Raw genomic sequence first — 23,581 nt, 5'->3', positions numbered from 1 at the left:
CGTCGCACCGCTGTTGGCGGGGGTAAGAAAAAGGGCCGCCACGGCGCTGGGGCGGCCTTCCGGGAAGAGGGAGAAGAGAGCGGGGGCGGACGGGTCAGCCCGTGCGGCGCAGGGCCTCGCTCAGGCGGGCGGCCGAGTCGATGACCGCCTGGGCGTGCATCCGGCCCGGGTGACGGGTCAGCCGCTCGATCGGCCCGGAGACCGAGACGGCCGCGACCACCCGGTTCGAGGGGCCGCGCACCGGGGCCGAGACCGAGGCGACGCCCGGTTCCCGCTCGCCGATCGACTGGGCCCAGCCCCGCCGCCGTACGCCGGAGAGCGCCGTCGCCGTGAACCTGGCGCCCTGGAGGCCGCGGTGCAGGCGCTCCGGCTCCTCCCAGGCCATCAGGATCTGCGCGGAGGAGCCCGCCTTCATGGTGAGCGTGGAGCCGACCGGCACCGTGTCCCGGAGTCCGGACAGCCGTTCCGCCGCCGCCACGCAGATCCGCATGTCGCCCTGCCGGCGGTAGAGCTGGGCGCTCTCGCCGGTGATGTCGCGCAGGTGGGTGAGCACCGGTCCGGCCGTGGCCAGCAGCCGGTCCTCGCCCGCCGCGGCGGCCAGTTCCGACAGCCGGGGGCCGAGAATGAACCGGCCCTGCATGTCCCTCGCCACCATCCGGTGGTGTTCCAGTGCCACGGCCAGTCGATGGGCCGTGGGTCGTGCGAGCCCGGTCGCCGCGACCAGCCCGGCGAGGGTGGCCGGACCGGACTCCAGGGCGCTCAATACCAGAGCCGCCTTGTCGAGAACGCCGACGCCGCTAGAGTTGTCCATACGACGATACTCGCGTCTCACTCTGTGAAACGCAAGTTCAATTTCCGGCGGAAGTTGCGAACCTGTAGGGGCGGCCGCACAACGGCTCGCAGCCACCGCCCCGCACGGGGATCCGGACGGCGGCGCACCGAATCTCTAGTTGGGCCGGCGAAGACGCCGGCCGGAGGGAAAGCGATGGGTAGGACACTCGCGGAGAAGGTCTGGGACGACCATGTTGTCCGGCGCGCGGAGGGCGAGCCCGACCTCCTCTTCATCGATCTGCACCTCCTGCACGAGGTGACCAGCCCGCAGGCGTTCGATGGTCTGCGCCAGGCCGGCCGCCCGGTGCGACGCCTCGACCTCACCATCGCCACCGAGGACCACAACACCCCGACCCTCGACATCGACAAGCCGATCGCCGACCCCGTCTCCCGCGTCCAGCTGGAGACCCTGCGCAAGAACTGCGCCGACTTCGGCGTGCGGCTGCACCCCCTCGGCGACGTCGAGCAGGGCGTCGTGCACGTGGTCGGCCCGCAGCTGGGTCTGACCCAGCCCGGCACCACCGTGGTCTGCGGCGACTCCCACACCTCCACGCACGGGGCGTTCGGCGCGCTGGCGTTCGGCATCGGCACCAGCCAGGTGGAGCACGTCCTGGCCACCCAGACGCTGCCGCTGGCCCGCCCGAAGACCATGGCCATCACGGTCGACGGCGAACTGCCCGAGGACGTCACGGCCAAGGACCTGATCCTGGCGATCATCACCCGCATCGGCACCGGCGGCGGCCAGGGCTACATCCTCGAATACCGCGGCTCCGCCATCGAGAACCTCTCGATGGAAGCCCGCATGACCATCTGCAACATGTCGATCGAGGCCGGCGCGCGTGCGGGCATGATCGCCCCCGACGAGACCACCTTCGCCTATCTGGAGGGCCGCGACGCCGCCCCCAGGGGCGAGGACTGGGACGCCGCCGTCGCGTACTGGAAGACCCTGCGCACCGACGACGACGCGGTGTTCGACGCCGAGGTCGTCATCGACGCCGCCGAGCTGGCCCCGTTCGTCACCTGGGGCACCAACCCCGGCCAGGGCGCGCCGCTGTCGGCCGACGTCCCCGACCCGGCTTCGTACGAGGACGCCTCGGAGCGCCACGCCGCCGAAAAGGCCCTGGAGTACATGGGGTTGACCGCCGGCCAGCCGCTGCGCGAGATCAACGTGGACACCGTCTTCGTAGGTTCGTGCACCAACGGCCGCATCGAGGACCTGCGCAACGCCGCCTCGATCCTGGACGGCCGCAAAGTCGCCGAGGGCGTACGGATGCTGGTCGTCCCCGGCTCCGTCCGGGTCGCGCTCCAGGCCGTCTCGGAGGGCCTGGACAAGGTCTTCACCGCGGCCGGCGCCGAATGGCGGCACGCGGGGTGCTCGATGTGCCTCGGCATGAACCCCGACCAGCTGGCCCCCGGCGAGCGCTCCGCCTCCACCTCGAACCGCAACTTCGAGGGCCGGCAGGGCAAGGGCGGCCGCACCCACCTGGTCTCGCCCCAGGTCGCCGCCGCCACCGCCGTACTGGGCCATCTGGCCTCGCCCGCCGACCTGTCCGACACCCGTACCCCCGCCGGAGTCCGATAGCCATGGAAGCCTTCACCACGCACACCGGCCGGGCCGTCCCGCTGCGCCGCAGCAACGTCGACACCGACCAGATCATCCCCGCCCACTGGCTGAAGAAGGTCACCCGCGACGGGTTCGAGGACGGGCTCTTCGAAGCCTGGCGCAAGGACGCCGACTTCGTCCTCAACCGCCCCGAGCGCCAGGGCGCCACGGTGCTGGTGGCCGGACCCGACTTCGGTACGGGATCCTCCCGCGAACACGCCGTCTGGGCCCTCCAGAACTTCGGCTTCAAGGCCGTCGTCTCCTCCCGCTTCGCCGACATCTTCCGGGGCAACTCGCTGAAGAACGGGCTGCTCACGGTCGTCCTGGACCAGAAGGTCGTCGACGCCCTGTGGGAGCTGAGCGAGGCCGACCCGACCGCCGAGATCACCGTCGACCTGGAGTCCCGCCAGGTCCGCGCCGAGGGCGTCACCGCCGACTTCGAGCTGGACGAGAACGCCCGCTGGCGACTGCTCAACGGCCTCGACGACATCAGCCTCACCCTTCAGAACGAAGCGGACATCGCGGCTTACGAGGCGGCCAGGCCGACCCACAAACCACGTACAATTGACGCCTGAGCAGCGCTTTTCCATGACTGCGCCCCCTGCCTCCGGGTAGGGGGCGCAGTCGCTTGTTGAGCCCCCCTCGGGCGACAACTCGCCCCAGATGGCACAATCGGTGCATGGAACGCGACAGCCAACTCAAGCTCTATGGCCAAGTCGCCGACCGATTGAAGGAAGCGCACGCGAAGGTGCGTGCACTGCAAGTCCCGGAGAGCGTACGGATGGCGCTGTCCCGGAAGCTGCTGGTCGTCACGGCCGCGGCGAAGCACGATCTTCCGGACGCGGCAAGGCGTCTGGACCGGTTGATGAAGGACCTCGATGAGGGCCGATTCCCCGAAGGTGACTGACACGTGGAACTGCGCATCGGTCGACTTCGTTGCGGCACTAGGGTGATTAGCCCGTTTCGTGTTTGATTTGCGGTATATATCTGCCTAACGTGCGAAAAAGCCTGAACAGTTTCGTTCCGGCAATGTCTCCGAAGGGGAAGACGTGAACAAGGCGCAGCTCGTAGAAGCGATTGCCGACAAGGTCGGCGGCCGCCAGCAGGCCGCAGACGCCGTCGACGCGGTACTCGACGCGATCGTCCGTGCCGTTGTCGCCGGTGACCGTGTCTCGGTCACCGGCTTCGGCTCGTTCGAGAAGGTCGACCGCCCGGCCCGGTACGCCCGCAACCCGCAGACGGGTGAGCGCGTCCGGGTCAAGAAGACCTCGGTCCCCCGCTTCCGCGCGGGCCAGGGGTTCAAGGACCTGGTGAGCGGCTCCAAGAAGCTCCCCAAGAACGACGTGGCCGTGAAGAAGGCCCCCAAGGGCAGCCTCTCGGGCGGATCTTCCGCCGCCCGTACGACGGTCAAGGCCGCCGCCGCCAAGAAGTCGGCCGCCAAGAAGGCCACCGCCAAGAAGACGGCCCCGGCGAAGAAGACCACCGCCGCGGCCAAGAAGGCCACCGCCAAGAAGACGACGGCCACGGCGAAGAAGGCCACGCCGGCCGCGAAGAAGGCGACCCCGGCGAAGAAGGCCACCGCGACCGCCAAGAAGACCGCGCCCGCCAAGAAGGCCACGGCCAAGAAGGCGCCCGCGAAGAAGACCACGGCGCGCACCACCACGGCCAAGAAGGCCACCGCACGCAAGAAGTGAGACCGGGCACCCGCTCGCTCCTCACACGCGCCGGGCCGGGCTCCCCTCTGGGGGAGCCCGGCCCGCGGGCTTTCCGGGGCCCCGTTCGGCCCACCCGGCACGTCTCAGAACGCCGGCACGTCTCAGAACGTCTGGAGCGTCACCAGCGTGATCCGCAGAGCGGCGCCCTCGCCCTCGCCCTCGATCCGCACCCGCTGCCCCGGACGCAGCAGCAGCAGGCCGCCCGCGTCGAAGGCCGGGGCGTCGAACTCCACCGGGGTGCCGTCGTCCAGCAGCACACTGCCGGTACGGGTCTCGGGGTCGTACGTGTACGAGGTCGCCTGCATGAGCGGCAGCCTATCGGTCCGGCGTGAGCGGCAGCGCGGCCTCGAGACGCGCGGTGTGCGGGCCCACTCCCAGGGCCAGGGCCACCCGCAGATCCTCGCCCGTATCCACGTCCCGGCGCACCGAGTCGACGCCCGGCAGGGCTATTTCCACCGCGCCCGACGCCAGATGGCGGGCGGCGGACCGGCCCCCGAAAGCGGGGCGCAATTCCGTTCCCTCGGCGCAGGCCAGAAATGTCGTTCCGATTCCCGCCGCGTCCCGGAGAAATGCGCGGGGAAAAGCGGAGGCAAAATCGAGCACCCGCGCCAATTCCAGGGGGCGCAGGGCCGGCAGATCCGCGTTGAGCGCCGCCACCGGGGAACCGGGCGCCGGCGTCCGCACCGCGTGGGCGCCGTACGCCAGCGCGGCGTTGAGCCCGGCCGCCGGCGCGTCCGGCACGATCCGCGCTCCCAGTGCCGAAAGGGCCGCCCCGGCCACCGCGTCGTCCGTGACGACCACCACATCCCGCACCCGGTCGCAGGACAGCGCCGCGGCCACCGTGTCCTGCGCGAAGGCTAGGGCCAGCCGAGGCCGGGACCGCTCGCCGGCCGCCCGCCCCAGGCGGCTCTTGGCCCGTGCGAGCGGCTTCAGCGGAACGACCAGGGACCAGGTCCCCGCCGGATCGGTGTTCGTGGCGATCTCCCCCTCCGTACGCATCGGGGCCTATTCTCACCTGCCGGTTCGACAACCAGGGGGACCGGTGGCGAAGGCGAGGCGTACGGTGTTCTCGACAGAGCAGGGGCCTGGGGCGAGACTTGACCGTCTGTAGCCGGCAGCAGGTCAAAGTCTTCAGAGGTTCTTAGAGAAGGGTGTTTCCGTGTCCCGCCGCAGAATCGGCTTCTGGTACCGCCTGGCGGCGGTCATCGCCAAGCCGCCGTTGGTGATTCTGTTCAAGCGCGACTGGCGGGGAATGGAACACATTCCGGCCGATGGCGGATTCATCACCGCCGTCAATCACAACTCCTATCTGGACCCGCTCTCCTACGGCCACTTCCAGTACAACACCGGACGCGTGCCGCGGCTCCTGGCCAAGGCCGGGCTCTTCCGCACCCCCTTCGTCGGGATGATGCTGCGCGGCACCGGACAGATCCCCGTCTACCGCGAGACGACCAACGCGCTGGACGCTTTCCGGGCCGCCGTCGACGCCATCGAGCGCGGCGAGTGCGTCGCCTTCTACCCCGAGGGCACCCTCACCCGCGACCCCGACATGTGGCCGATGGCCGGCAAGACCGGCGCCGCCCGGGTCGCGCTGCTGACCCGGGCGCCGGTCATCCCCGTCGCCCAGTGGGGCGCCAACCTCGCGATGCCGCCGTACGCCAAGGAGAACAAGTTCCGGCTGTTCCCCCGCAAGACCCTCCAGGTGCAGGCCGGTCCGCCCGTCGATCTCAGCCGCTTCCACGGTCTCGATCCGACGCCCGACGTCCTGCGCGAGGCGACCGAGGTCATCATGGCCGCGATCACCCGCCAGCTGGAGGAGGTCCGCGGGGAGAAGGCCCCCGCCGAGCTCTACGATCACCGCAAAGCCCGTGCCGAACAACGACGCAGGGCGCAGGGAAAGGGAACTACGTGACGCACCCCGTAAAAGCAGCCGTCTTCGGAACCGGCTCATGGGGTACGGCGTTCGCCGTGATCCTCGCCGACGCGGGCTGCGAGGTCACCCTCTGGGGACGCCGCGCCGAGGTCGCCGAGGCCGTCAACACCACCCGCACCAACCCGGACTACCTGCCGGGCATCGCGCTCCCCGACACGATCCGCGCCACCACCGACGCCGCCGAGGCCCTGCGCGGAGCCGAGTTCGCCTTCCTCGTCGTGCCCTCCCAGACGCTGCGCGCCAACCTCGCCGACTGGGCCCCGCACCTGGAGCCGGACACCGTCCTGGTCTCCCTGATGAAGGGCGTGGAGCTCGGCACCGCCAAGCTGATGAGCGAGGTCATCGCGGACGTCACCAAGGTCTCCGCCGACCGCGTCGCCGTCGTCTCCGGGCCCAACCTCGCCAAGGAGATCGCCGAGCGCCGCCCCGCCGCGTCCGTCGTCGCCTGCGCCGACGAGTCCGTGGCCCAGCGCCTCCAGGCCGCCTGCCACACCCCGTACTTCCGGCCCTACACCAACACCGACGTCGTCGGCTGCGAGCTCGGCGGCGCCGTGAAGAACGTCATCGGCCTCGCCGTCGGCATCGCGGACGGCATGGGCCTCGGCGACAACACCAAGGGCTCCCTCATCACCCGGGGCCTCGCGGAGACCACCCGCCTGGGCGTGGCCATGGGCGCCGACCCGTTGACGTTCTCCGGACTCGCGGGCCTGGGCGACCTGGTGGCCACCTGCTCCTCGCCGCTCTCACGCAACCACACCTTCGGCACCAACCTCGGCCGGGGCATGACGCTCCAGGAGACGATCGCCGTCACCAAGCAGACCGCCGAGGGCGTCAAGTCCTGCGAATCGGTCCTGGACCTGGCGCGCCGGCACGGCGTCGACATGCCCATCACGGAGACCGTCGTCTCCATCGTCCACGAGGGCAAGTCGCCGGTCGTCGCGGTGAAGGAGCTGATGTCGCGGAGCGCCAAGGCCGAGCGACGCTGACGTCTCCCTTACCAGCAGGTACGCTCATCGCGATATGAGCAGCGAGAACCTCCCCCAGAGCCCTGAGCGCGCCGAGAGCCCTGTGCAGCAGCGCCGTAAGCCGCGTGTGGCCGTCGTGTTCGGCGGCCGCAGCTCCGAACACGGCATCTCGGTCGTCACGGCCGGCGCCGTCATGAAGGCCATCGACCGGACGAAGTACGACGTCCTGCCGATCGGCATCACGACGGACGGCCGCTGGGCGCTCACCGCGGACGAGCCCGAACGCATGGCCATCACCGACCGCAAGGTCCCCGACGTGGACGGGCTCGCCGAGTCCACCGAGGGCAGCGTCGTCCTGTCCGTGGACCCGGGCAGCCGCGAGGTCGTCTACAGCGAACCCGGCTCGGTGCCCAAGGCGCTCGGCGAGGTCGACGTCGTCTTCCCCGTGCTGCACGGCCCGTACGGGGAGGACGGCACCCTGCAGGGACTGCTCGAGCTCTCCGGCGTCCCCTACGTCGGCGCGGGCGTCCTCGCCTCGGCCGTGGGCCAGGACAAGGAGTACATGAAGCGGGTCTTCATCTCCTTCGGGCTGCCGGTCGGACCGTACGAGGTGGTCCGCCCCCGCGAGTGGGACCACGACCCCTCCGCCGTGCGCAAGCGGATCGTGGACTTCGCCGGCGAGCACGGCTGGCCGCTGTTCATCAAGCCCGCCCGCGGCGGCTCCTCCATGGGCATCACCAAGGTCGACGAGCTCTCCGGCCTCGACGCGGCGATCGAGGAGGCCCGCCGCCACGACCCCAAGTTCCTCGTGGAGTCGCTGCTGCGCGGCCGTGAGATCGAGTGCGGGGTGCTGGAGTTCGAGGACGGGCCGCGCGCCAGCGTGCCGGCCGAGATCCCGCCGGTCACCGCGCACGACTTCTACGACTTCGAGGCGAAGTACATCGACTCGGCCGCCGGTCTGGTGCCCGCCCCGCTCACCGAGGAGCAGACCGCCGAGGTCCAGCGGCTCGCCGTGGCCGCCTTCGACGCCACCTCCTGCGAGGGCCTGGTGCGCGCCGACTTCTTCCTCACCGAGGACGGCTCCTTCGTCATCAACGAGATCAACACCCTGCCGGGGTTCACCCCGATCTCCATGTACCCGCGCATGTGGCAGGAGAGCGGCGTCAGCTACCCGGAACTGGTCGACCGGCTGATCCAGGCCGCGTTGACCCGCTCCACCGGACTGCGCTGAACCACCCGGACGACCGCCCCGGCACAGTACGATCGCCCCGTCAGCGCGCACAGGCGCACGGTGCCGGGGCGGGGACCGTGGACCGAAGGCCGCGCGCCGCAGGCGCGAGGGCCCGCCGCGGCCGGCACGAGCACGGCAGCGGACGGACCGAGAAGAGATGTCGAGCGCGGGGACCGGCGGCGGGAACACGTCACCGGCCCGGCCCGGACGGGGGTCAGAGGTGGACGACCGGGCAGGTCAGAGTTCTCGTGATGCCGTCCACCTGCTGCACTTTGGCGACCACCATGCGGCCGAGTGCATCGACCGTTTCGGCCTGGGCCCGCACGATCACGTCGTACGGACCGGTGACGTCCTCTGCCTGGATGACTCCCGGAATCTTGGAAATGGTCTCGGCGACGATCGACGCCTTGCCCACCTCGGTCTGAATGAGGATGTACGCCTGTACCACGGAACCTCCAGGGCGGCCACGAGGATCATGTGGGGGAAAGGGACGCCACGTTATCGCGTTGCCGAGGGCGACGGGGAGACCTACGGGCCGGATGACGTCCACAGCGTGGCGTACAGGGCGCAGAAGTTGACGTGTCTCTTGACGGTACGGGCAGCTCTCCTGACCGTACCGACAGCAGTGACGGCTCGCGACCGGGGGCCCGGACGGGTGTCCGGGGCGATAAATGAGAGGTGAGACTCGGTGAAGGGAACCGTGGGCGAGTTGGGGGAGTTCGGGCTCATCAGAGAGCTCACGTCCCGGCTCACCACCACTCCGGCGGTACGGCTGGGGCCCGGCGACGACGCCGCGGTCGTGGCCGCTCCCGACCGCAGGGTCGTGGCCAGTACGGACATCCTGCTGGAGGGGCGGCACTTCCGCCGCGACTGGTCGACGGCGTACGACGTCGGCCGCAAGGCGGCGGCGCAGAACCTCGCCGACATCGCCGCCATGGGCGCGGTGCCCACCGCGCTGCTCCTCGGCCTCGTCGTCCCCGCCGACCTCCCGGTCACCTGGGCCGCCGAGCTGATGGACGGGCTGCGCGACGAGTGCCAGGTGGCGGGGGCGGCCGTCGTCGGCGGCGATGTGGTCGGCGGCGACACCATCACCGTCGCCATCACCGCCCTGGGCGACCTGCGCAACCACGAACCGGTCACCCGCGCCGGCGCCCGCCCCGGCGACGTCGTCGCCGTCACCGGCTGGCTCGGCTGGTCCGCCGCCGGATACGCCGTGCTCTCCCGGGGCTTCCGCTCGCCCCGCGCCTTCGTCGAGGCCCACCGCCGCCCCGAACCGCCGTACCACGCGGGCCCGGCCGCCGCCGGACTCGGCGCGACCGCCATGACCGACGTCAGCGACGGGCTGGTCGCGGACCTCGGGCACATCGCGGAGGCCAGCAAGGTCCGCATCGACCTGCGCTCCGGCCTCATCGACATCCCCTCGCAGATGTCCGACATCGGCCAGGCCGTGGGCGTCGACCCGCTCCAGTGGGTGCTGACCGGCGGAGAGGACCACGCGATCGTGGCGACCTTCCCGGCCGACGTGAAACTGCCCGCCCGCTGGAAGGTGATCGGCGAGGTCCTCAACCCCTCCGCCCTTCCCCAGGTCACCGTGGACGGGGCGCCCTGGACCCGCAAGGGCGGCTGGGACCACTTCGGCGCGATCGAGGACGCCTACTAGTTCTCCGCGGGGCTGCGGCTAGATTGCTGCGTATGCCCATACGCACCGCTGTACCGCCCCGCGTGCTCACCGTCGCCGGATCCGACTCCGGCGGCGGTGCGGGAATCCAGGCCGACCTCAAGACGATGCTCGCCCTCGGCGTGCACGGCATGAGCGTGCTCACCGCCGTCACCGCACAGAACTCCCTCGGCGTCCAGGGCGCGTGGGAGCTTCCGGTGGACGCCGTACGCGCCCAGTACCGCAGCGTCGTCGACGACATCGGCGTCCAGGCGGTGAAGACCGGGATGCTCGCCTCGGCCGCGCTCGTCGAGACCGTCGCCGAACTCCTCGCGGCCACGGACGCCCCCGTCGTCGTCGACCCGGTCGGGGTCTCCAAGCACGGGGACGCGCTGCTCGCCGCCGAAGCCCTCGACTCCGTACGGACGAAGCTGCTGCCCGTCGCCACCGTAGCCACCCCGAACCTCGACGAAGTGGCCCAGCTCACCGGCGTCACGGTCACCGACGAGGACGGAATGCGCCGGGCCGCCGAAGCGATCCTCGCGTTCGGACCGCGCTGGGCGCTCATCAAGGGCGGGCACCTGCCCGGCGAAGCGGTCGACCTGCTCACGGACGGGGGTACGGAGCTGTGGCTGCGCGCCCCCCGCTACGACAACCGGCACACCCACGGCACCGGCTGCACCCTCGCCTCCGCCGTCGCCGCCGAACTCGCGCTCGGCCGGGACGTGCCCACGGCGGTGGAGAGCGCGAAGGCGTACGTCACCGGGGCCATCCGGGCCGGATTCCCGCTCGGCGGCGGCATCGGCCCGGTCGACCACGGCTGGCGGATCCGGACCACGGGCTGATCAGCCCCCGCGCAGTCGGCTGGACACAGTCGGCTGAACGCGGTCGGCTGAACGCACTCGGCCGGGCACAGCAAAAAGCCGGTCCACCTGGGTGGACCGGCTTCTTGGGCAACCGGAAGGCTGCGCAACGACGACAAACGTCAGCGCGCGACCTTACCGGCCTTGATGCACGAGGTGCAGACGTTGAGCCGCTTCGGCGTTCGACCGACCACGGCACGCACGCGCTGGATGTTGGGATTCCAGCGACGGGACGTACGGCGGTGCGAGTGCGAAATGCTGTTGCCGAAGCCCGGCCCCTTGCCGCAGACGTCGCAGTTGGCAGCCACGGGTCACTCCAAAGACTTCAGATGCACTTACAGTGAATTCCGGTGCGCCGGAATCATTGAATGAAGTGGCGGTACCGGAGGAATGGCCCGACTCTCATCGGGCAACCGAAGCAGCATACAACGCCTGCTTCGGAGATACGAAACTACCACGGGTTGACCCACCGGCCTCCCGCCCCCCTGTCCGGACCGGGGCCCCGACACCCGGGCTAACCTGCGGTGCAGCCCGTCGTCACGGCCGCTTCAAGGAGGACCACCGGTGCCGCAGCTCCCCGACGATCTGGACGCCGTCGCGGTACGCAGGTGGTGCTCACTGGCCCTGGAGGCCCTGGGCCGGGAGCGCGCGGAGATCGACGCGATCAACGTCTACCCCATCGCGGACGGGGACACCGGCACCAACCTCTATCTGACGCTGGAGTCGGCCGCCGCCGCCGTCGAAGCGGTGTTCGCCGCCCATGAGACCGGTGCCACCGCGCCCGCCACCGCCGACGCCGTACGCGCCATGGCGCACGGCGCCCTGATCGGAGCGCGCGGGAACTCCGGCACCATCCTGGCCCAGTTGCTGCGCGGCATGGCCGGAGTGCTCGCCGATGGGGGCGACGCGGCCCATCTGCGCCTCGCCCTCGCCCGGGCCGCCGCCGCCGCCCGGCAGGCCGTCGCCCACCCCGTCGAGGGCACCGTGCTCACCGTCGCCACCGCCGCCGCCGAGGCCGCGCGGGGCGAGGACCCGCAGCTGCGCGCCGTGGTGAGCGCCGCGTACGAGGGGGCGCGCGCCGCCCTGGCCAAGACCCCGGAGCAGCTCGCCGTGCTCGGCCGGGCCGGGGTCGTGGACGCCGGGGGGCGGGGGCTGGTCGCGGTCCTGGGGGCGCTGGTGGAGGCGGTGACCGGGCAGGCTCCCGTACGAGGGCCTCGCGCCGGGGCCGGGAGGGCTCCCGCGCCGGTGGACGGGGGGTCGGTGGTGGGGCTGCCGGTGGGGGGCGTACCGGTGGCCGAGGGAGGCGGGCCCGTGGCCGAGGGTCCGCTCGACTGCCCCGAGGGCGGGGGAGGCGGGCCCGCGTTCGAGGTGATCTACCTCCTGGAGGCCCGCGACGAACAGGTGGACCGGCTGCGCGCCCGGCTCGACGTGCTCGGCGACTCCCTGGTCGTGGTCGGCGGCGACGGGCTCTGGCACGTCCACGTCCACGTCGACGACGCGGGGGCGGCGGTGGAGGCGGGCGTCGAGGCCGGGCGGCCGTACCGGATCCGGATCACCCACTTCGCCACCGAGAGCGGCCACGACGTCCGCGTCCAGGCCGAACCCGCCCAGCGCGCCGTCGTCGTCGTGGTCCCCGGCGACGGACTGGCCGGGCTCTGCACCGAGGCCGGCGCCACCACCCTCATCGCCCGCCCCGGCGAACCGCCCGCCAGCGGCGAACTGGTCGACGCCATCCGCCGCGCCCACGCCCGTGAGGTGGTGCTGCTGCCCAACGACGCGGCCTTGCGCCACACCGCCGCCGCGGCCGCCGAACAGGCCAGGACCGAGGGGGTGCGGGTCGCCCTCGTCCCCACCCGCGCCGCCGTCCAGGGCATCGCCGCCCTCGCCGTCCACGAACCCGACCGGGGCTTCGACGAGGACGTCGTCGCCATGACCGCCGCCGCCGGCGCCACCCGCTACGCCGAACTGGCCGTCGCGGAGCGCCAGTCGTGGACCATGGCCGGCGTCTGCCAGGCCGGTGACATCCTCGGCCTGATCGACGGGGACGTGGCCGTGATCGGCGCGGAGGTCGCGGCGACCGCCCGCACCGTCCTGGACCGGATGCTGGCGGCGGGCGGCGAACTGGTCACCCTCGTCCTGGGCGAGGACGTGCCCGACGCGGTCGCGGACGCGCTGGAGGAACACGTGCGCGAGGGCCATCTCGCCGTGGACACGGTCGTCTACCGGGGTGGACACCAGCGGGCTCCGCTGCTGATCGGCGTCGAGTAGCCGGCCGGGTCCTGCCGCCCCGTCGTGCCCGGCGGACAGTTGTCAGTGCCGTGGTGTGCAATGGATCGCGTGTCCTCGTTCGATGAACCCCTCAAGAAGCTGCTCGGCGGAGCCACCGCGAAGGTGATGGCCGAACACCTCGACCTGCACACGGTCGGTGATCTGCTGCACCACTACCCGCGGCGGTACGAGGAGCGCGGCAAGCTGACCGCGCTGGCCGACCTCCCGCTGGACGAGCACGTCACGGTGCTCGCCCAGGTCGCCGACGCCCGCATCCTGATGTTCAACAACGGCCGGGGCAAGCGCCTGGAGGTCACCCTCACCGACGGCAGCGGCCGCCTCCAGCTGGTCTTCTTCGGCCACGGCGTCCACAAGCCGCACAAGGAGCTGCTGCCGGGCCGCCAGGCGATGTTCGCGGGCAAGGTCTCCGTCTTCAACCGCAAGATGCAGCTGGCCCACCCCACGTACCAACTGCTCGACGCCTCCGACGCCGACGAGGCGACCGAGGCCGTCGACGCCTTCGCCGGACGGCTGCTGCCGATCTACCCCGCCTGCAAGCAGCTCGACTCCTGGCGGATCGCCAAGGCCGTCGACGCCGTACTGCCCAGCGCGCAGGACGCCGTCGACCCGCTGCCCGCCTCCCTGCGCGAGGGGCGCGGCTTCACCCCGCTGCCCGAGGCCCTGCTCAAGGTGCACCGCCCGCAGACGAAGGCGGACGTGGAGGACGCCAGGGCCCGGCTCAAGTGGGACGAGGCGTTCGTCCTCCAGGTCGCCCTGGCCCGCCGCCGGTACGCGGACGCCCAGCTCCCCGCCGTCGCCCGCCGCCCCGTCGCGGACGGCCTGCTGGACGCCTTCGACGCCAAACTGCCGTTCACCCTCACCGAGGGCCAGGAGAAGGTCAGCAAGGAGATCTTCGACGACCTGGCCACCGAGCACCCGATGCACCGCCTCCTCCAGGGGGAGGTGGGTTCAGGGAAGACGATGGTGGCCCTGCGCGCCATGCTCACCGTGGTCGACGCGGGCGGCCAGGCCGCGATGCTCGCCCCCACCGAGGTCCTGGCCCAGCAGCACCACCGCTCCATCACCGAGATGATGGGCGAGCTGGCCGAGAACTGGGGGCTGTGGCGCGAAGCGCCTCTCGATGAGGGGCGGCGGTCGGCTGACGGGCGGGCGCTCGGAGGATCGGGCCGGGGGACCAAGGTCGTCCTGCTCACCGGCTCCATGGGCATGGCGGCCCGCCGGCAGGCGCTCCTCGACCTGGTCACCGGCGAGGCCGGGATCGTCATCGGCACCCACGCCCTCATCGAGGACAAGGTGCAGTTCCACGACCTGGGCCTGGTCGTCGTCGACGAACAGCACCGCTTCGGCGTGGAGCAGCGCGACGCCCTGCGCTCCAAGGGCAGGCAACCGCCCCACCTCCTCGTCATGACCGCCACCCCCATTCCCCGTACGGTCGCGATGACGGTCTTCGGAGACCTGGAGACCTCCGTCCTGGACCAGCTTCCGGCCGGCCGCTCCCCGATCGCCAGCCATGTCGTCCCCGCCAAGGACAAGCCGCACTTCCTCGCCCGCGCCTGGGAGCGCGTCGCCGAGGAGGTGGAGAACGGCCACCAGGCGTACGTGGTCTGCCCGCGCATCGGGGACGACGTGGAGGAGGCCGAGGGGAAGAAGGGGAAGGGCAAGAAGAAGGCCGCCGAGGAGGACCCGGAGAAGCGGCCGCCGCTCGCCGTGCTGGAGATCGCGGACGAGCTGCGCAAGGGCGCGCTGGCCGGGTTGAGCGTCGAGGTGCTGCACGGGCGGATGCACCCCGACGAGAAGGACGACGTGATGCGCCGGTTCGCCGCCGGGGACGTCGACGTCCTGGTCGCCACCACCGTCATCGAGGTCGGGGTCAACGTCCCCAACGCCACCGCCATGGTGATCATGGACGCCGACCGGTTCGGCGTCTCCCAGCTCCACCAGCTCCGCGGCCGCGTCGGCCGGGGATCGGCCCCCGGGCTCTGCCTGCTGGTCAGCGAGGCCCACGAGGCGAGCCCCGCCCGCGCCCGCCTCTCCGCCGTCGCCGCCACCCTGGACGGCTTCGAGCTCTCCCGCATCGACCTGGAGCAGCGCCGCGAGGGCGATGTGCTCGGCCAGGCCCAGTCCGGGGTGCGCTCCTCCCTGCGGATGCTCACCGTCATCGACGACGAGGAGGTCATCGCCGCCGCCCGCGAGGAGGCCGTCGCGGTCGTCGCCGCCGACCCGGAGCTGGAGCACCTGCCGGAGCTGCGCACGGTGCTGGCCGCGCTGCTCGACAAGGACCGGGAGGAGTACCTCGACAAGGGGTGAGGGCGGGGGAGAGGCGGACGGGCCGGTGCGGGGCGCACGCCATATCGTGGACGGACGCACGGCACGCGCCCACCGCGAGCCCCTGGATGCGCCCACGACCCCGAGGAGCCGGACACCCATGACCCGCGTGATCGCCGGATCGGCCGGCGGACGCCGCCTGGCCGTACCGCCCGGCACCGGCACCCGCCCCACCTCCGACCGCGCGCGGGAGGGCCTGTTCTCCACCTGGGAAGCGCTGCTCGGCACCCTCGAAGGCGTCCGCGTCGCCGATCTGTACGCCGGATCCGGCGCGGTCGGCCTCGAAGCGCTCTCGCGCGGCGCGGTCCACGCCCTGCTCGTCGAGGCGGACCAGAAGGCCGTGCGCACGGTCCGGGACAACGTCCGCACGCTCGGCCTCCCCGGCGCCGAAGTCCGTACCGGCAAAGCCGAGCAGATCGTGACAGGACCGGCGCCCTCCCACCCGTACGACATCGTCTTCCTGGACCCGCCGTACGCCGTCACCGATGACGATCTTCGCGAGATCCTGCTCACACTCCGTGCTCAGGGGTGGCTCACAGCCGATGCGCTCGTCACGGTGGAACGCAGCACCCGGGGCGGAGAATTCGGCTGGCCCGCCGGATTCGAGCCACTGCGGGCCCGTCGCTACGGCGAGGGAACGCTTTGGTACGGTCGCGCCGCCGCTACGTGCGAAGACGCACGATGACCGGACCGGAGAGCGAGGGAATCACAGTGCGCCGCGCCGTCTGTCCGGGGTCTTTCGACCCCATCACCAACGGACATCTCGACATCATTGGCCGAGCCTCGAAGCTGTACGACGTGGTGCACGTGGCGGTGATGATCAACCAGTCCAAGCAGGGGCTGTTCACCGTGGACGAGCGGATCGAGCTGATCCGCGAGGTCACCGCCGGCTTCGGCAACGTCGAGGTGGAGTCCTTCCACGGCCTGCTGGTCGACTTCTGCAAGCAGCGGGAGATCCCGGCGATCGTGAAGGGCCTGCGAGCCGTCAGCGACTTCGACTACGAGCTCCAGATGGCCCAGATGAACAACGGCCTCTCGGGCGTCGAGACGCTCTTCGTGCCGACCAACCCCACGTACAGCTTCCTGTCGTCCTCGCTGGTCAAGGAGGTCGCGACCTGGGGCGGCGACGTCTCCCACCTGCTGCCGCCCACCGTCCACGGAGCGCTCATGGAACGCCTGGACAAGCACTGAAGCGCTGACGGGTCGTCACCAGGTGTCGGGCGGCAGCCGACTGGCCTTACAGTCGTCCCGTCCGTCTCCAACAGAGCAGCAGGAAGTGGCGAGCACACGGTGGACGTGCAGAAGAAGCTCGACGAGATCGTCGAAGCGGTCGGGAACGCCCGCGCCATGCCCATGTCGGCCTCGTGCGTGGTCAACCGCGCCGAGCTGCTCGCCATGCTCGAAGAGGTGCGCGAGGCCCTGCCCGGCTCGCTCGCCCATGCCCAGGAGCTGATCGGCGGCCAGGAGCAGTTCGCCGAGCAGGCCCGGCAGGAGGCCGAGCGGGTCATCCAGTCCGCCCACGCCCAGCGCTCGTCGCTGATCGCCGAGACCGAGATCGCCCGCCAGTCGCAGAGCGAGGCCGACCGGATCCTGACCGAGGCCCGCCGCGAGGCCGAGGAGGTCAGGGCCGAGGCCGACGACTACGTCGACAGCAAGCTCGCCAACTTCGAGGTCGTCCTCACCAAGACCATCGGCTCGGTGGACCGCGGCCGCGAGAAGCTGCTCGGCCGGGGCCAGGGCCTGGACGAGCAGGGCTACCAGGACCCCGACTTCGCCGAGGCCCCCGAGCGCAGCGCCGACCCGGAGACGCTGCGGCAGCGGGCCGACGCGTATGTGGACGCCAAGTTCGGCGCGTTCGAGGCGGTGCTCGCCAAGACCCTGGAGGCGGTCGGCCGCGGCCGGCAGAAGCTCCACGGCCGGGTCGCCTCCGACGACCTCGGGGCCCACATGGCCGCCCAGGACGCGGCCGGGGCCCAGGGCCACACCAGCGACGCCGACTACCTGGCCGGCCTCGCCGAGCTCGCCACCCCCCAGCCGCGGCAGGAGGCCCAGCAGCCGCTCTACCAGGAGCGGCAGCCGGACTACCCGGCCCAGCCGCCGCAGTCCGAGCCGAGCTACGCGCAGGCGGAGTACGGCCAGGGCGAGTACGCGCAGACGTCGTACGGCTACCAGGAGCAGCAGCCGCTCCAGCAGTCCGCCCAGGACCCCTACGGCTACCAGCAGGTGCCGGACCCGTACGCGGCGTACCAGCAGTCCGCCTACGACCCGAACCAGTACCCGCCGCAGCCGCAGGCCCAGCCGGACTACGGCTGGCAGCAGCAACAGCAGCCCCAGGCGCCCGCCCAGCAGAACGAGGGCGCGCTGGACGAGACCAGCCTCTTCGACACCAGCATGATCGACCTGGAGCAGCTGCGCCGCTACGAACAGGGCCGCTGACCGGAGGGGGCCGCTGACCTCGGCCGGGCCCCGCGAGGCGGTCCGGGCGCGGGGCGCTGGTCCGATTGGGTGCTGAGCGGTCCGTCCAGTATCCTGAATCCTCGGTCGCGCACAGGTCCGTGATCTCGGCTGCCCGTTTCGTCCACGGAACAGAACAGTCCGTCCACGAACCGGTGGACGACCCCTCCCCTCGCGGCAAGCACGACACCCATGATTCGAAAGCAGGAAACGCCCTGAACGGCCACCTCGACCACCGCAACCCTCTCGTGTTCGATACGCGCGAGCTGGGTCGGCGTCCAGGTGCCCTGAAGCGGCTGACCCGCTCGGTGGACGCACCCGGTTCACCGGTTCTCGGTATCGACGGCGTCATCGGAGTGCCGGAAGGCGCGCCGCTGGAGCTGGACCTCCGGCTCGAATCGGTCATGGAAGGGGTGCTTGTCACAGGCACCGCCCGTGCGACCGCCGAAGGGGAGTGCGTAAGGTGTCTGGAGCCGCTGACCATCGAGGTCGACGCGGATTTCCAGGAGATGTTCTCGTACCCTGACGCCGATGACCGGGGCCGCCCTGCGGACCCGGCCGACGACGCCGAGGACGACGAGGACAGGTTCTTCCTCGAGGACGGCTTGTTCGATCTCGAGTCAGTGCTGCGTGACGCGGTAGTGCTCGCACTGCCCATGCAGCCGGTGTGCAAGGAGACCTGCGCCGGTCTGTGTTCCGAATGCGGAATCAGGCTGGACGAGAACCCGGGCCACCACCACGACGCCGTCGACATCCGTTGGGCGGCACTGCAAGGACTCGCCGAGACCGTTCAGGACGGCGAGAAGGACAACATGGGCGGCGCCGAACCGGGCGTCGACGAGAAGCAGGAGAAGTAGCCGTGGCTGTTCCGAAGCGGAAGATGTCGCGCAGCAACACGCGCCACCGCCGGTCGCAGTGGAAGGCTGCGGTCCCCACCCTGGTTTCGTGCGAGCGTTGCCAGGAGCCGAAGCTCCAGCACATTGCGTGCCCGAGCTGCGGCACCTACAACAAGCGCCAGGTCCTCGAGGTCTGAGCGGCTGGTGAGAGGCCCGATGTCTGAGTTGTCCAGCGCCAAGAAGCAGGCAGACAACGTCAACACAGCCTCGTCCCACACGCTTCTGGAAGGGCGGCTCGGGTATCACCTCGAGTCCGCCCTTCTGGTGCGTGCGCTGACCCATCGCTCGTACGCATACGAGAACGGCGGTCTGCCCACCAACGAGCGGCTCGAATTCCTCGGGGATTCGGTGCTCGGCCTGGTGGTCACGGACACGCTGTACCGCACCCACCCCGACCTGCCCGAAGGCCAGCTGGCCAAGTTGCGGGCCGCGGTGGTCAACTCGCGTGCGCTTGCGGAAGTGGGCCGCGGCCTCGAACTCGGCTCCTTCATCCGGCTCGGCCGCGGTGAAGAGGGCACGGGTGGCCGGGACAAGGCTTCCATCCTCGCCGACACACTGGAAGCAGTGATCGGCGCGGTCTATCTCGACCAGGGCCTCAGCGCGGCCTCGGAGCTGGTCCACCGGCTCTTCGACCCGCTGATCGACAGGTCCTCCAACCTCGGCGCCGGCCTGGACTGGAAGACCAGCCTTCAGGAGCTCACCGCGAGCGAGAGCCTCGGAGTCCCCGAGTACCTCGTCACGGAGACCGGCCCCGACCACGAGAAGACCTTCACCGCTGCCGCTCGCGTCGGTGGTGTCTCGTACGGCACCGGCACCGGCCGTAGCAAGAAGGAAGCGGAGCAGCAGGCGGCCGAGTCCGCCTGGCGCGAGATCAGCGCCGCCGCAGAGGCACGGCAGGCCGCGGAGAAGTCCGCCGCGGTCGACGGAGGGGCCGCCGACACCCCTGCCGAACCGTCGCCGGACACGGACGCCGCTCCGGCCTGAAGCAGAACCCCGAACCCCTCGGTGCGTACGCGCGCCGAGGGGTTCTCCCTGTCCCGGGGAGCCCGTCCCGTGCTCCCGTACTGCCGTCGTCGTGTCTGGAGTGGTCCACCGTGCCCGAGCTGCCCGAGGTCGAAGTCGTACGCCGGGGCCTGGAGCGCTGGGTCAGCGGCCGTACCGTCACCGACGTCGAGGTCCTGCACCCGCGCTCGGTCCGCCGGCACCTGGCGGGCGGCGTGGACTTCGCCGCCCGGCTGCGCGGGGTCCGCTTCGGCACGGCGATGCGGCGCGGCAAGTACCTGTGGGTGCCGATCGACGAGGCCGCCTCGTCCCTTCTCGGCCACCTCGGCATGAGCGGACAGCTGCTGGTGCGGCCCACGGACGCGCCCGACGAGAAGCACCTCCGGATCCGGCTGCGGTTCGACGACGCGCTGGGCACCGAGCTGCGCTTCGTCGACCAGCGCACCTTCGGCGGGCTCTCGCTCCACGACACCACCCCGGACGGCCTGCCCGACACCATCGCGCACATCGCCCGGGACCCGCTCGACCCGCTCTTCGACGACGCCGCCTTCCACACGGCCCTGCGCCTGCGCCGTACGACGGTCAAGCGCGCGCTCCTGGACCAGTCGCTGATCAGCGGCGTCGGCAACATCTACGCGGACGAGGCCCTCTGGCGCTCCAGGCTGCACTACGACCGGCCGACCGCGACCCTCACCCGCCCCAGGTCGGCCGAGCTGCTCGGCCACGCCCGGGACGTGATGAACGCGGCCCTCGCCCAGGGCGGCACCAGCTTCGACAGCCTGTACGTCAACGTGAACGGCGAGTCCGGCTACTTCGACCGCTCGCTCGACGCGTACGGCAGGGAGGGCGAGCCGTGCCGCCGCTGCGGGACGCCGATGCGCCGCCGCGCCTGGATGAACCGGTCCAGCTACTTCTGCCCGCGCTGTCAGCGCCCGCCGCGCGTCTCGTCGTAACGCGTCCGGGCGGCCAGTACGTCGTCCATCCGCCCCTCGACGAGCTCGATGAGCCCGATGAGCCTGCCCGCGACCTCGCGGCCGAACGGGGTGAGCTCGTAGTCCACCCGGGGCGGGTTGACCGGCTGCGCCTCCCGCAGGACGAGCCCGTCGCGCTCCAGGGCGTGCAGCGTCTGGGAGAGCATCTTCTCGCTGACGCCGTCGACCCGGCGGCGCAGCTCGTTGAACCGGAGGCTCTCCTCGTACAGCGCGCCCAGCGTCAGCCCGCCCCAGCGCCCGGTGACGTGCTCCAGGGTGGTGCGCGAGGGGCACTGCCGGGAGAAGACGTCGAAGGCGAGATCGTCCGTGTCGCTGGCCATATCAGCAGCTTACGCCCGCACAGCGCTCACCCGGAGGGGGCGCGGTGCGGGCGCAAGCAGGGTCCTGCCGTGGGTCAGAAGCCGAAGTTCTGGGTCCACCAGGGGCCGCCGGCGCCCTCGTGGACGCCGATGCCGATGGTCGTGTAGTCGCAGTTGAGGATGTTCGCGCGGTGGCCGTCGCTGTTCATCCAGCCGTCCATCACGGCCTGGGCGTCGGCCTGGCCCCGGGCGATGTTCTCCGCGGCGAGTCCCTGCACGCCGGCCTGCGCGGCGCGGTCCCAGGGGGTGTCGCCGTCCGGGTCGGTGTGGTCGAAGAAGCCGCGGGCCGCCATGTCCTCGCTGAAGTTCTGGGCGAGCGAGGTCAGCGCGGTGCTGGTGGTCAGCGGGGAGCAGCCGACCTTCGCGCGCTCCTGGTTCACCAGGGCCAGCACCTCGGCGCGGGCCGAGGTGTCGGAGGGCGAGGGGGAGGGCTTCTTGCTGGGCGGCGGCGGCGGGGCGGCGGAGGTCTTCGGCGGGGCCGGGGTCCTGGCCGGCGGGGCGGTGCTCTTCTTCGGGGCCGTGGTGGGCGCCTTCGACTCCTTGGACGGCGCGGCGGCCGGCTTCTCGGCGGGGGCGGAGGACGAGGCCGACTTCGACGGGGTCTTCGACGCGCGGGTGGAGGGCGACTTCGACGGGGTCGTGGACGGCGACGGGGCGCCGGCGGCCGCCTCGGACGGGGCCTGGGAGCGCCCGCTGCCCCGGTCGGCGGGAGAGGTGGAGCGGTCGGCCGGTTCGGTGGAGCTGCCGCCCTGCGTCAGCAGGTCCGGGGCGCCGCCGCCGGAGCGCACCTGGTCGGCGGCGGGGCCGCCCGAGGTGTAGGCAGTGTCGCCACCGGGGATCAGACCTGAGGCCACGGCGACCGCGCCGACCGCTATCGCGGCCGAGGCGCCGAGCAGCCCGGTGCGCACGGGTACCGCGGACTTCTTCTTCCGGCGCGTGCCGCGGTGTCGCGAAGCGGCGCCGGCCGCGGGCTCTTCAGCGGCGGGGCCTGCGGCGGATCGTCGGTGGCGTCCCATGCGCTGTGCCTTCCTGATACTCCGGACGTCGCAGCGACGTCACCCGATAACCAGTTGATCTTCATCTCGATACTCACCCGATCGGGTGAGGCTATTGCGACCGGACTGTACGCCATGGGCCAAAGGGGGCGGCGTGCTTCTGGAGCATTCGGCCCGTTAGCGTTCGGGCATGAACGAAGACGCACGACTGGTCGTCTGGGTGCGCGGCCGAGTACAGCAAGTGGGCTTCCGCTGGTTCACCAGGGCCAATGCATTGGAGATCGGCGGACTCGTGGGCTTTGCACTCAATCTCGACGACGGCCGGGTGCAGGTCGTCGCCGAGGGGTCACGTGACAATTGCCACCGTCTGCTGGATTGGCTGCGCTCCGCCGACACACCCGGGCGCGTGGACGGAGTCACTGAGATCTGGGACACCCCGCGCGGCGGTTACGAGGGATTCGCCATCCGCTGACACGGGCTCGCGCCGACGCCCCGGACCGGCGCGGTGAGCACGGCGGGACGAACGGACGCGGAGCGGCCCTTCGGACCCCCGCACCCGAAATGACCTGCGGAAGGACCCCGCGGGGGCCGATGGTTGCCAGATGCGGAATGTCGTGCAAGGCTGCGGCATTGACGAAGATCTCCACACCTGTCGGGGTCCCGCAGGAGAGCCGCGCCGCATGATCGTCCAGCCGCGCGCCCCCGGGACGCCTGGCTCTACGGGGTGTGATCGTGTTGACCGTCAAACTTTTTGGTGAGACGCTGAAAACCCCGCGCACCTTAGCTGTTCGGTAGAGCTGATATGCAGCAGAACCGCAGTGGTGACAGAGCCCTGCCGGACACCGCGGGTGCGATCCCCTGACGACCCACACCGCATCGGTCGGTCACTCATTGTGGAGGACCATCCATCATGGCAAAGGCGCTTCTCGGTTACGTCGGCGGTTCCGACCCGCGACTCCTCGCCGAGATGCGACGGCTCCAGCAGCGCGTCCAGGACCTGGAATCCGAGCTCAACCGGATCCAGGACGAGAACGACGCGCTCAACGCCGCCGCTCAGCACCAGGAGTCGTTGCTCGACAGCATCGACATCGACGTACCCCAGGGCGAGCCCGCACTGACCTGACCGGTGGGCCCGCAACGGGCCGGTCGGGCTGGACGAGCTCAGCAGCCTCGAAACATCTCTTCATCTCTGATCCGTCCTGCGTCACGGATCGCCGTACCGGAAGACCGGGTCCCTGATCGACGGGGCCGCCCTGTGTCCGGTTCCACCGGCAACGCGCTATCCGGTTGCCGTGGCGATACGTGATCGTGCAGGACCGCACCAAGATCTACAGGGACGCTTCGGCGTCCCTTTTTTCTTTGCCTTCCCCCGCCGCGCCGCCCCCTGCCCCGGGCCTACCGCCCTTCGCTTACCGTCTGATGTGCCCTGCACCTTCATCACCGAAACCGAGCGTGAAAGGTAGAGTCCGGC

General features: G+C 71.1%; 27 protein-coding genes. 20 read left to right on the top strand and 7 right to left on the bottom strand.

Annotated elements, in window-relative coordinates; genetic code table 11:
* Nucleotides 1-94 precede the first annotated feature (94 nt).
* Complete coding sequence (gene ndgR / locus ACLJPL_RS11490) at nucleotides 95-811, bottom strand: IclR family transcriptional regulator NdgR (RefSeq protein WP_003966003.1); 717 nt, start codon at nucleotides 809-811, stop codon at nucleotides 95-97.
* Between the two features lie 174 nt (nucleotides 812-985).
* Here ndgR and leuC point away from each other — a divergent pair, with 174 nt between their 5' ends.
* The 4 genes from leuC (at nucleotide 986) to ACLJPL_RS11470 (ending at nucleotide 4,128) form a co-directional block, all read left to right on the top strand.
* The gene (leuC, locus tag ACLJPL_RS11485) at nucleotides 986-2,413 is read left to right on the top strand and encodes a 3-isopropylmalate dehydratase large subunit (protein WP_411080669.1); all 1,428 of its coding nucleotides are present in this window, start codon (nucleotides 986-988) and stop codon (nucleotides 2,411-2,413) included.
* Nucleotides 2,414-2,415: 2 nt separating this feature from the next.
* Complete coding sequence (gene leuD, locus ACLJPL_RS11480; protein WP_411080668.1) at nucleotides 2,416-3,009, top strand: 3-isopropylmalate dehydratase small subunit; 594 nt, start codon at nucleotides 2,416-2,418, stop codon at nucleotides 3,007-3,009.
* Between the two features lie 104 nt (nucleotides 3,010-3,113).
* The gene (locus ACLJPL_RS11475) at nucleotides 3,114-3,341 is read left to right on the top strand and encodes a hypothetical protein (RefSeq protein ID WP_015611645.1); all 228 of its coding nucleotides are present in this window, start codon (nucleotides 3,114-3,116) and stop codon (nucleotides 3,339-3,341) included.
* Between the two features lie 142 nt (nucleotides 3,342-3,483).
* Complete coding sequence (locus ACLJPL_RS11470; protein ID WP_411080667.1) at nucleotides 3,484-4,128, top strand: HU family DNA-binding protein; 645 nt, start codon at nucleotides 3,484-3,486, stop codon at nucleotides 4,126-4,128.
* 122 nt (nucleotides 4,129-4,250) lie between these two features.
* Here the strand turns inward: ACLJPL_RS11470 and ACLJPL_RS11465 are convergent, their stop codons facing one another.
* Complete coding sequence (locus tag ACLJPL_RS11465; protein ID WP_018509660.1) at nucleotides 4,251-4,454, bottom strand: hypothetical protein; 204 nt, start codon at nucleotides 4,452-4,454, stop codon at nucleotides 4,251-4,253.
* Between the two features lie 10 nt (nucleotides 4,455-4,464).
* Nucleotides 4,465-5,148 carry a 2-phospho-L-lactate guanylyltransferase gene (cofC, locus tag ACLJPL_RS11460; RefSeq protein WP_411080666.1) on the bottom strand — a complete coding sequence of 228 codons (684 nt, stop codon included), beginning with the start codon at nucleotides 5,146-5,148 and terminating at the stop codon, nucleotides 4,465-4,467.
* A gap of 160 nt (nucleotides 5,149-5,308) precedes the next feature.
* Between cofC and ACLJPL_RS11455 the strand changes: the two genes are divergently transcribed.
* Genes ACLJPL_RS11455 through ACLJPL_RS11445 form a run of 3 tightly spaced genes read left to right on the top strand, consistent with a single transcriptional unit; the run spans nucleotide 5,309 to nucleotide 8,278 of the window.
* Nucleotides 5,309-6,061 (top strand): lysophospholipid acyltransferase family protein, encoded by a 753-nt coding sequence (locus ACLJPL_RS11455; protein ID WP_411080665.1) that lies wholly within the window; start codon nucleotides 5,309-5,311, stop codon nucleotides 6,059-6,061.
* Complete coding sequence (locus tag ACLJPL_RS11450) at nucleotides 6,058-7,068, top strand: NAD(P)H-dependent glycerol-3-phosphate dehydrogenase (RefSeq protein ID WP_411080664.1); 1,011 nt, start codon at nucleotides 6,058-6,060, stop codon at nucleotides 7,066-7,068. The genes ACLJPL_RS11455 and ACLJPL_RS11450 overlap by 4 nt, the downstream gene beginning before the upstream one ends.
* Before the next feature lie 34 nt (nucleotides 7,069-7,102).
* Entirely contained in the window at nucleotides 7,103-8,278 is a 1,176-nt protein-coding gene (locus ACLJPL_RS11445; RefSeq protein WP_411080663.1) for a D-alanine--D-alanine ligase family protein, read from the top strand.
* A gap of 214 nt (nucleotides 8,279-8,492) precedes the next feature.
* Here ACLJPL_RS11445 and ACLJPL_RS11440 read toward each other — a convergent pair whose 3' ends face one another.
* Entirely contained in the window at nucleotides 8,493-8,726 is a 234-nt protein-coding gene (locus tag ACLJPL_RS11440; RefSeq protein ID WP_411080662.1) for an Lrp/AsnC family transcriptional regulator, read from the bottom strand.
* A 240-nt stretch (nucleotides 8,727-8,966) separates the two neighbouring features.
* Between ACLJPL_RS11440 and ACLJPL_RS11435 the strand changes: the two genes are divergently transcribed.
* Complete coding sequence (locus ACLJPL_RS11435; protein ID WP_411080661.1) at nucleotides 8,967-9,938, top strand: thiamine-phosphate kinase; 972 nt, start codon at nucleotides 8,967-8,969, stop codon at nucleotides 9,936-9,938.
* Between the two features lie 32 nt (nucleotides 9,939-9,970).
* Nucleotides 9,971-10,780 (top strand): bifunctional hydroxymethylpyrimidine kinase/phosphomethylpyrimidine kinase, encoded by an 810-nt coding sequence (thiD, locus tag ACLJPL_RS11430; RefSeq protein WP_411080660.1) that lies wholly within the window; start codon nucleotides 9,971-9,973, stop codon nucleotides 10,778-10,780.
* 140 nt (nucleotides 10,781-10,920) lie between these two features.
* On the opposite strand, the gene rpmB is transcribed toward thiD, so the two are convergent.
* On the bottom strand, nucleotides 10,921-11,106 hold the full coding sequence (rpmB, locus tag ACLJPL_RS11425; protein WP_019762972.1) for a 50S ribosomal protein L28: 186 nt from the start codon (nucleotides 11,104-11,106) through the stop codon (nucleotides 10,921-10,923).
* Nucleotides 11,107-11,362: 256 nt separating this feature from the next.
* Here rpmB and ACLJPL_RS11420 point away from each other — a divergent pair, with 256 nt between their 5' ends.
* The 9 genes from ACLJPL_RS11420 to mutM all read left to right on the top strand — a co-directional run bounded on the left by ACLJPL_RS11420 (nucleotide 11,363) and on the right by mutM (nucleotide 20,717).
* Nucleotides 11,363-13,066, top strand: a complete 1,704-nt coding sequence (locus tag ACLJPL_RS11420) for a DAK2 domain-containing protein (protein WP_411080659.1) — start codon at nucleotides 11,363-11,365, stop codon at nucleotides 13,064-13,066.
* Between the two features lie 60 nt (nucleotides 13,067-13,126).
* A complete protein-coding gene (gene recG, locus ACLJPL_RS11415) occupies nucleotides 13,127-15,394 on the top strand; it encodes an ATP-dependent DNA helicase RecG (protein ID WP_411080658.1) in 2,268 nt (755 codons plus the stop codon).
* Between the two features lie 118 nt (nucleotides 15,395-15,512).
* On the top strand, nucleotides 15,513-16,097 hold the full coding sequence (gene rsmD / locus ACLJPL_RS11410; RefSeq protein WP_403100369.1) for a 16S rRNA (guanine(966)-N(2))-methyltransferase RsmD: 585 nt from the start codon (nucleotides 15,513-15,515) through the stop codon (nucleotides 16,095-16,097).
* Nucleotides 16,098-16,123: 26 nt separating this feature from the next.
* Nucleotides 16,124-16,603 (top strand): pantetheine-phosphate adenylyltransferase, encoded by a 480-nt coding sequence (gene coaD, locus ACLJPL_RS11405; RefSeq protein WP_411080977.1) that lies wholly within the window; start codon nucleotides 16,124-16,126, stop codon nucleotides 16,601-16,603.
* Nucleotides 16,604-16,702: 99 nt separating this feature from the next.
* Nucleotides 16,703-17,848: a cell division initiation protein gene (locus tag ACLJPL_RS11400; protein ID WP_411080657.1), complete on the top strand. Its 1,146-nt coding sequence runs from the start codon at nucleotides 16,703-16,705 to the stop codon at nucleotides 17,846-17,848.
* A gap of 266 nt (nucleotides 17,849-18,114) precedes the next feature.
* Entirely contained in the window at nucleotides 18,115-18,723 is a 609-nt protein-coding gene (locus ACLJPL_RS11395) for a YceD family protein (RefSeq protein WP_411080976.1), read from the top strand.
* A 2-nt stretch (nucleotides 18,724-18,725) separates the two neighbouring features.
* Nucleotides 18,726-18,899 (top strand): 50S ribosomal protein L32, encoded by a 174-nt coding sequence (gene rpmF / locus ACLJPL_RS11390; RefSeq protein WP_003965982.1) that lies wholly within the window; start codon nucleotides 18,726-18,728, stop codon nucleotides 18,897-18,899.
* Nucleotides 18,900-18,918: 19 nt separating this feature from the next.
* Complete coding sequence (gene rnc / locus ACLJPL_RS11385; RefSeq protein ID WP_411080656.1) at nucleotides 18,919-19,746, top strand: ribonuclease III; 828 nt, start codon at nucleotides 18,919-18,921, stop codon at nucleotides 19,744-19,746.
* Between the two features lie 110 nt (nucleotides 19,747-19,856).
* Complete coding sequence (gene mutM, locus ACLJPL_RS11380) at nucleotides 19,857-20,717, top strand: bifunctional DNA-formamidopyrimidine glycosylase/DNA-(apurinic or apyrimidinic site) lyase (protein ID WP_411080655.1); 861 nt, start codon at nucleotides 19,857-19,859, stop codon at nucleotides 20,715-20,717.
* Here the strand turns inward: mutM and ACLJPL_RS11375 are convergent.
* On the bottom strand, nucleotides 20,690-21,076 hold the full coding sequence (locus ACLJPL_RS11375) for a winged helix-turn-helix transcriptional regulator (RefSeq protein ID WP_411080654.1): 387 nt from the start codon (nucleotides 21,074-21,076) through the stop codon (nucleotides 20,690-20,692). The two genes, mutM and ACLJPL_RS11375, sit on opposite strands and share 28 nt — an antisense overlap.
* 74 nt (nucleotides 21,077-21,150) lie before the next feature.
* Entirely contained in the window at nucleotides 21,151-22,131 is a 981-nt protein-coding gene (locus ACLJPL_RS11370) for a CAP domain-containing protein (RefSeq protein ID WP_411080653.1), read from the bottom strand.
* A 169-nt stretch (nucleotides 22,132-22,300) separates the two neighbouring features.
* On the opposite strand from ACLJPL_RS11370, the gene ACLJPL_RS11365 reads away from it, so the two are divergent.
* Both ACLJPL_RS11365 and ACLJPL_RS11360 read left to right on the top strand, forming a co-directional pair.
* A complete protein-coding gene (locus ACLJPL_RS11365) occupies nucleotides 22,301-22,582 on the top strand; it encodes an acylphosphatase (RefSeq protein WP_411080652.1) in 282 nt (93 codons plus the stop codon).
* A gap of 438 nt (nucleotides 22,583-23,020) precedes the next feature.
* On the top strand, nucleotides 23,021-23,233 hold the full coding sequence (locus tag ACLJPL_RS11360) for a hypothetical protein (protein ID WP_003965973.1): 213 nt from the start codon (nucleotides 23,021-23,023) through the stop codon (nucleotides 23,231-23,233).
* The last annotated feature ends 348 nt before the right edge of the window (nucleotides 23,234-23,581 follow it).

The organism is Streptomyces sp. cmx-18-6, from assembly GCF_046548915.1.
Taxonomy (GTDB): Bacteria; Actinomycetota; Actinomycetes; order Streptomycetales; family Streptomycetaceae; genus Streptomyces.
This window is presented reverse-complemented; position numbering and strand designations above follow the sequence as displayed.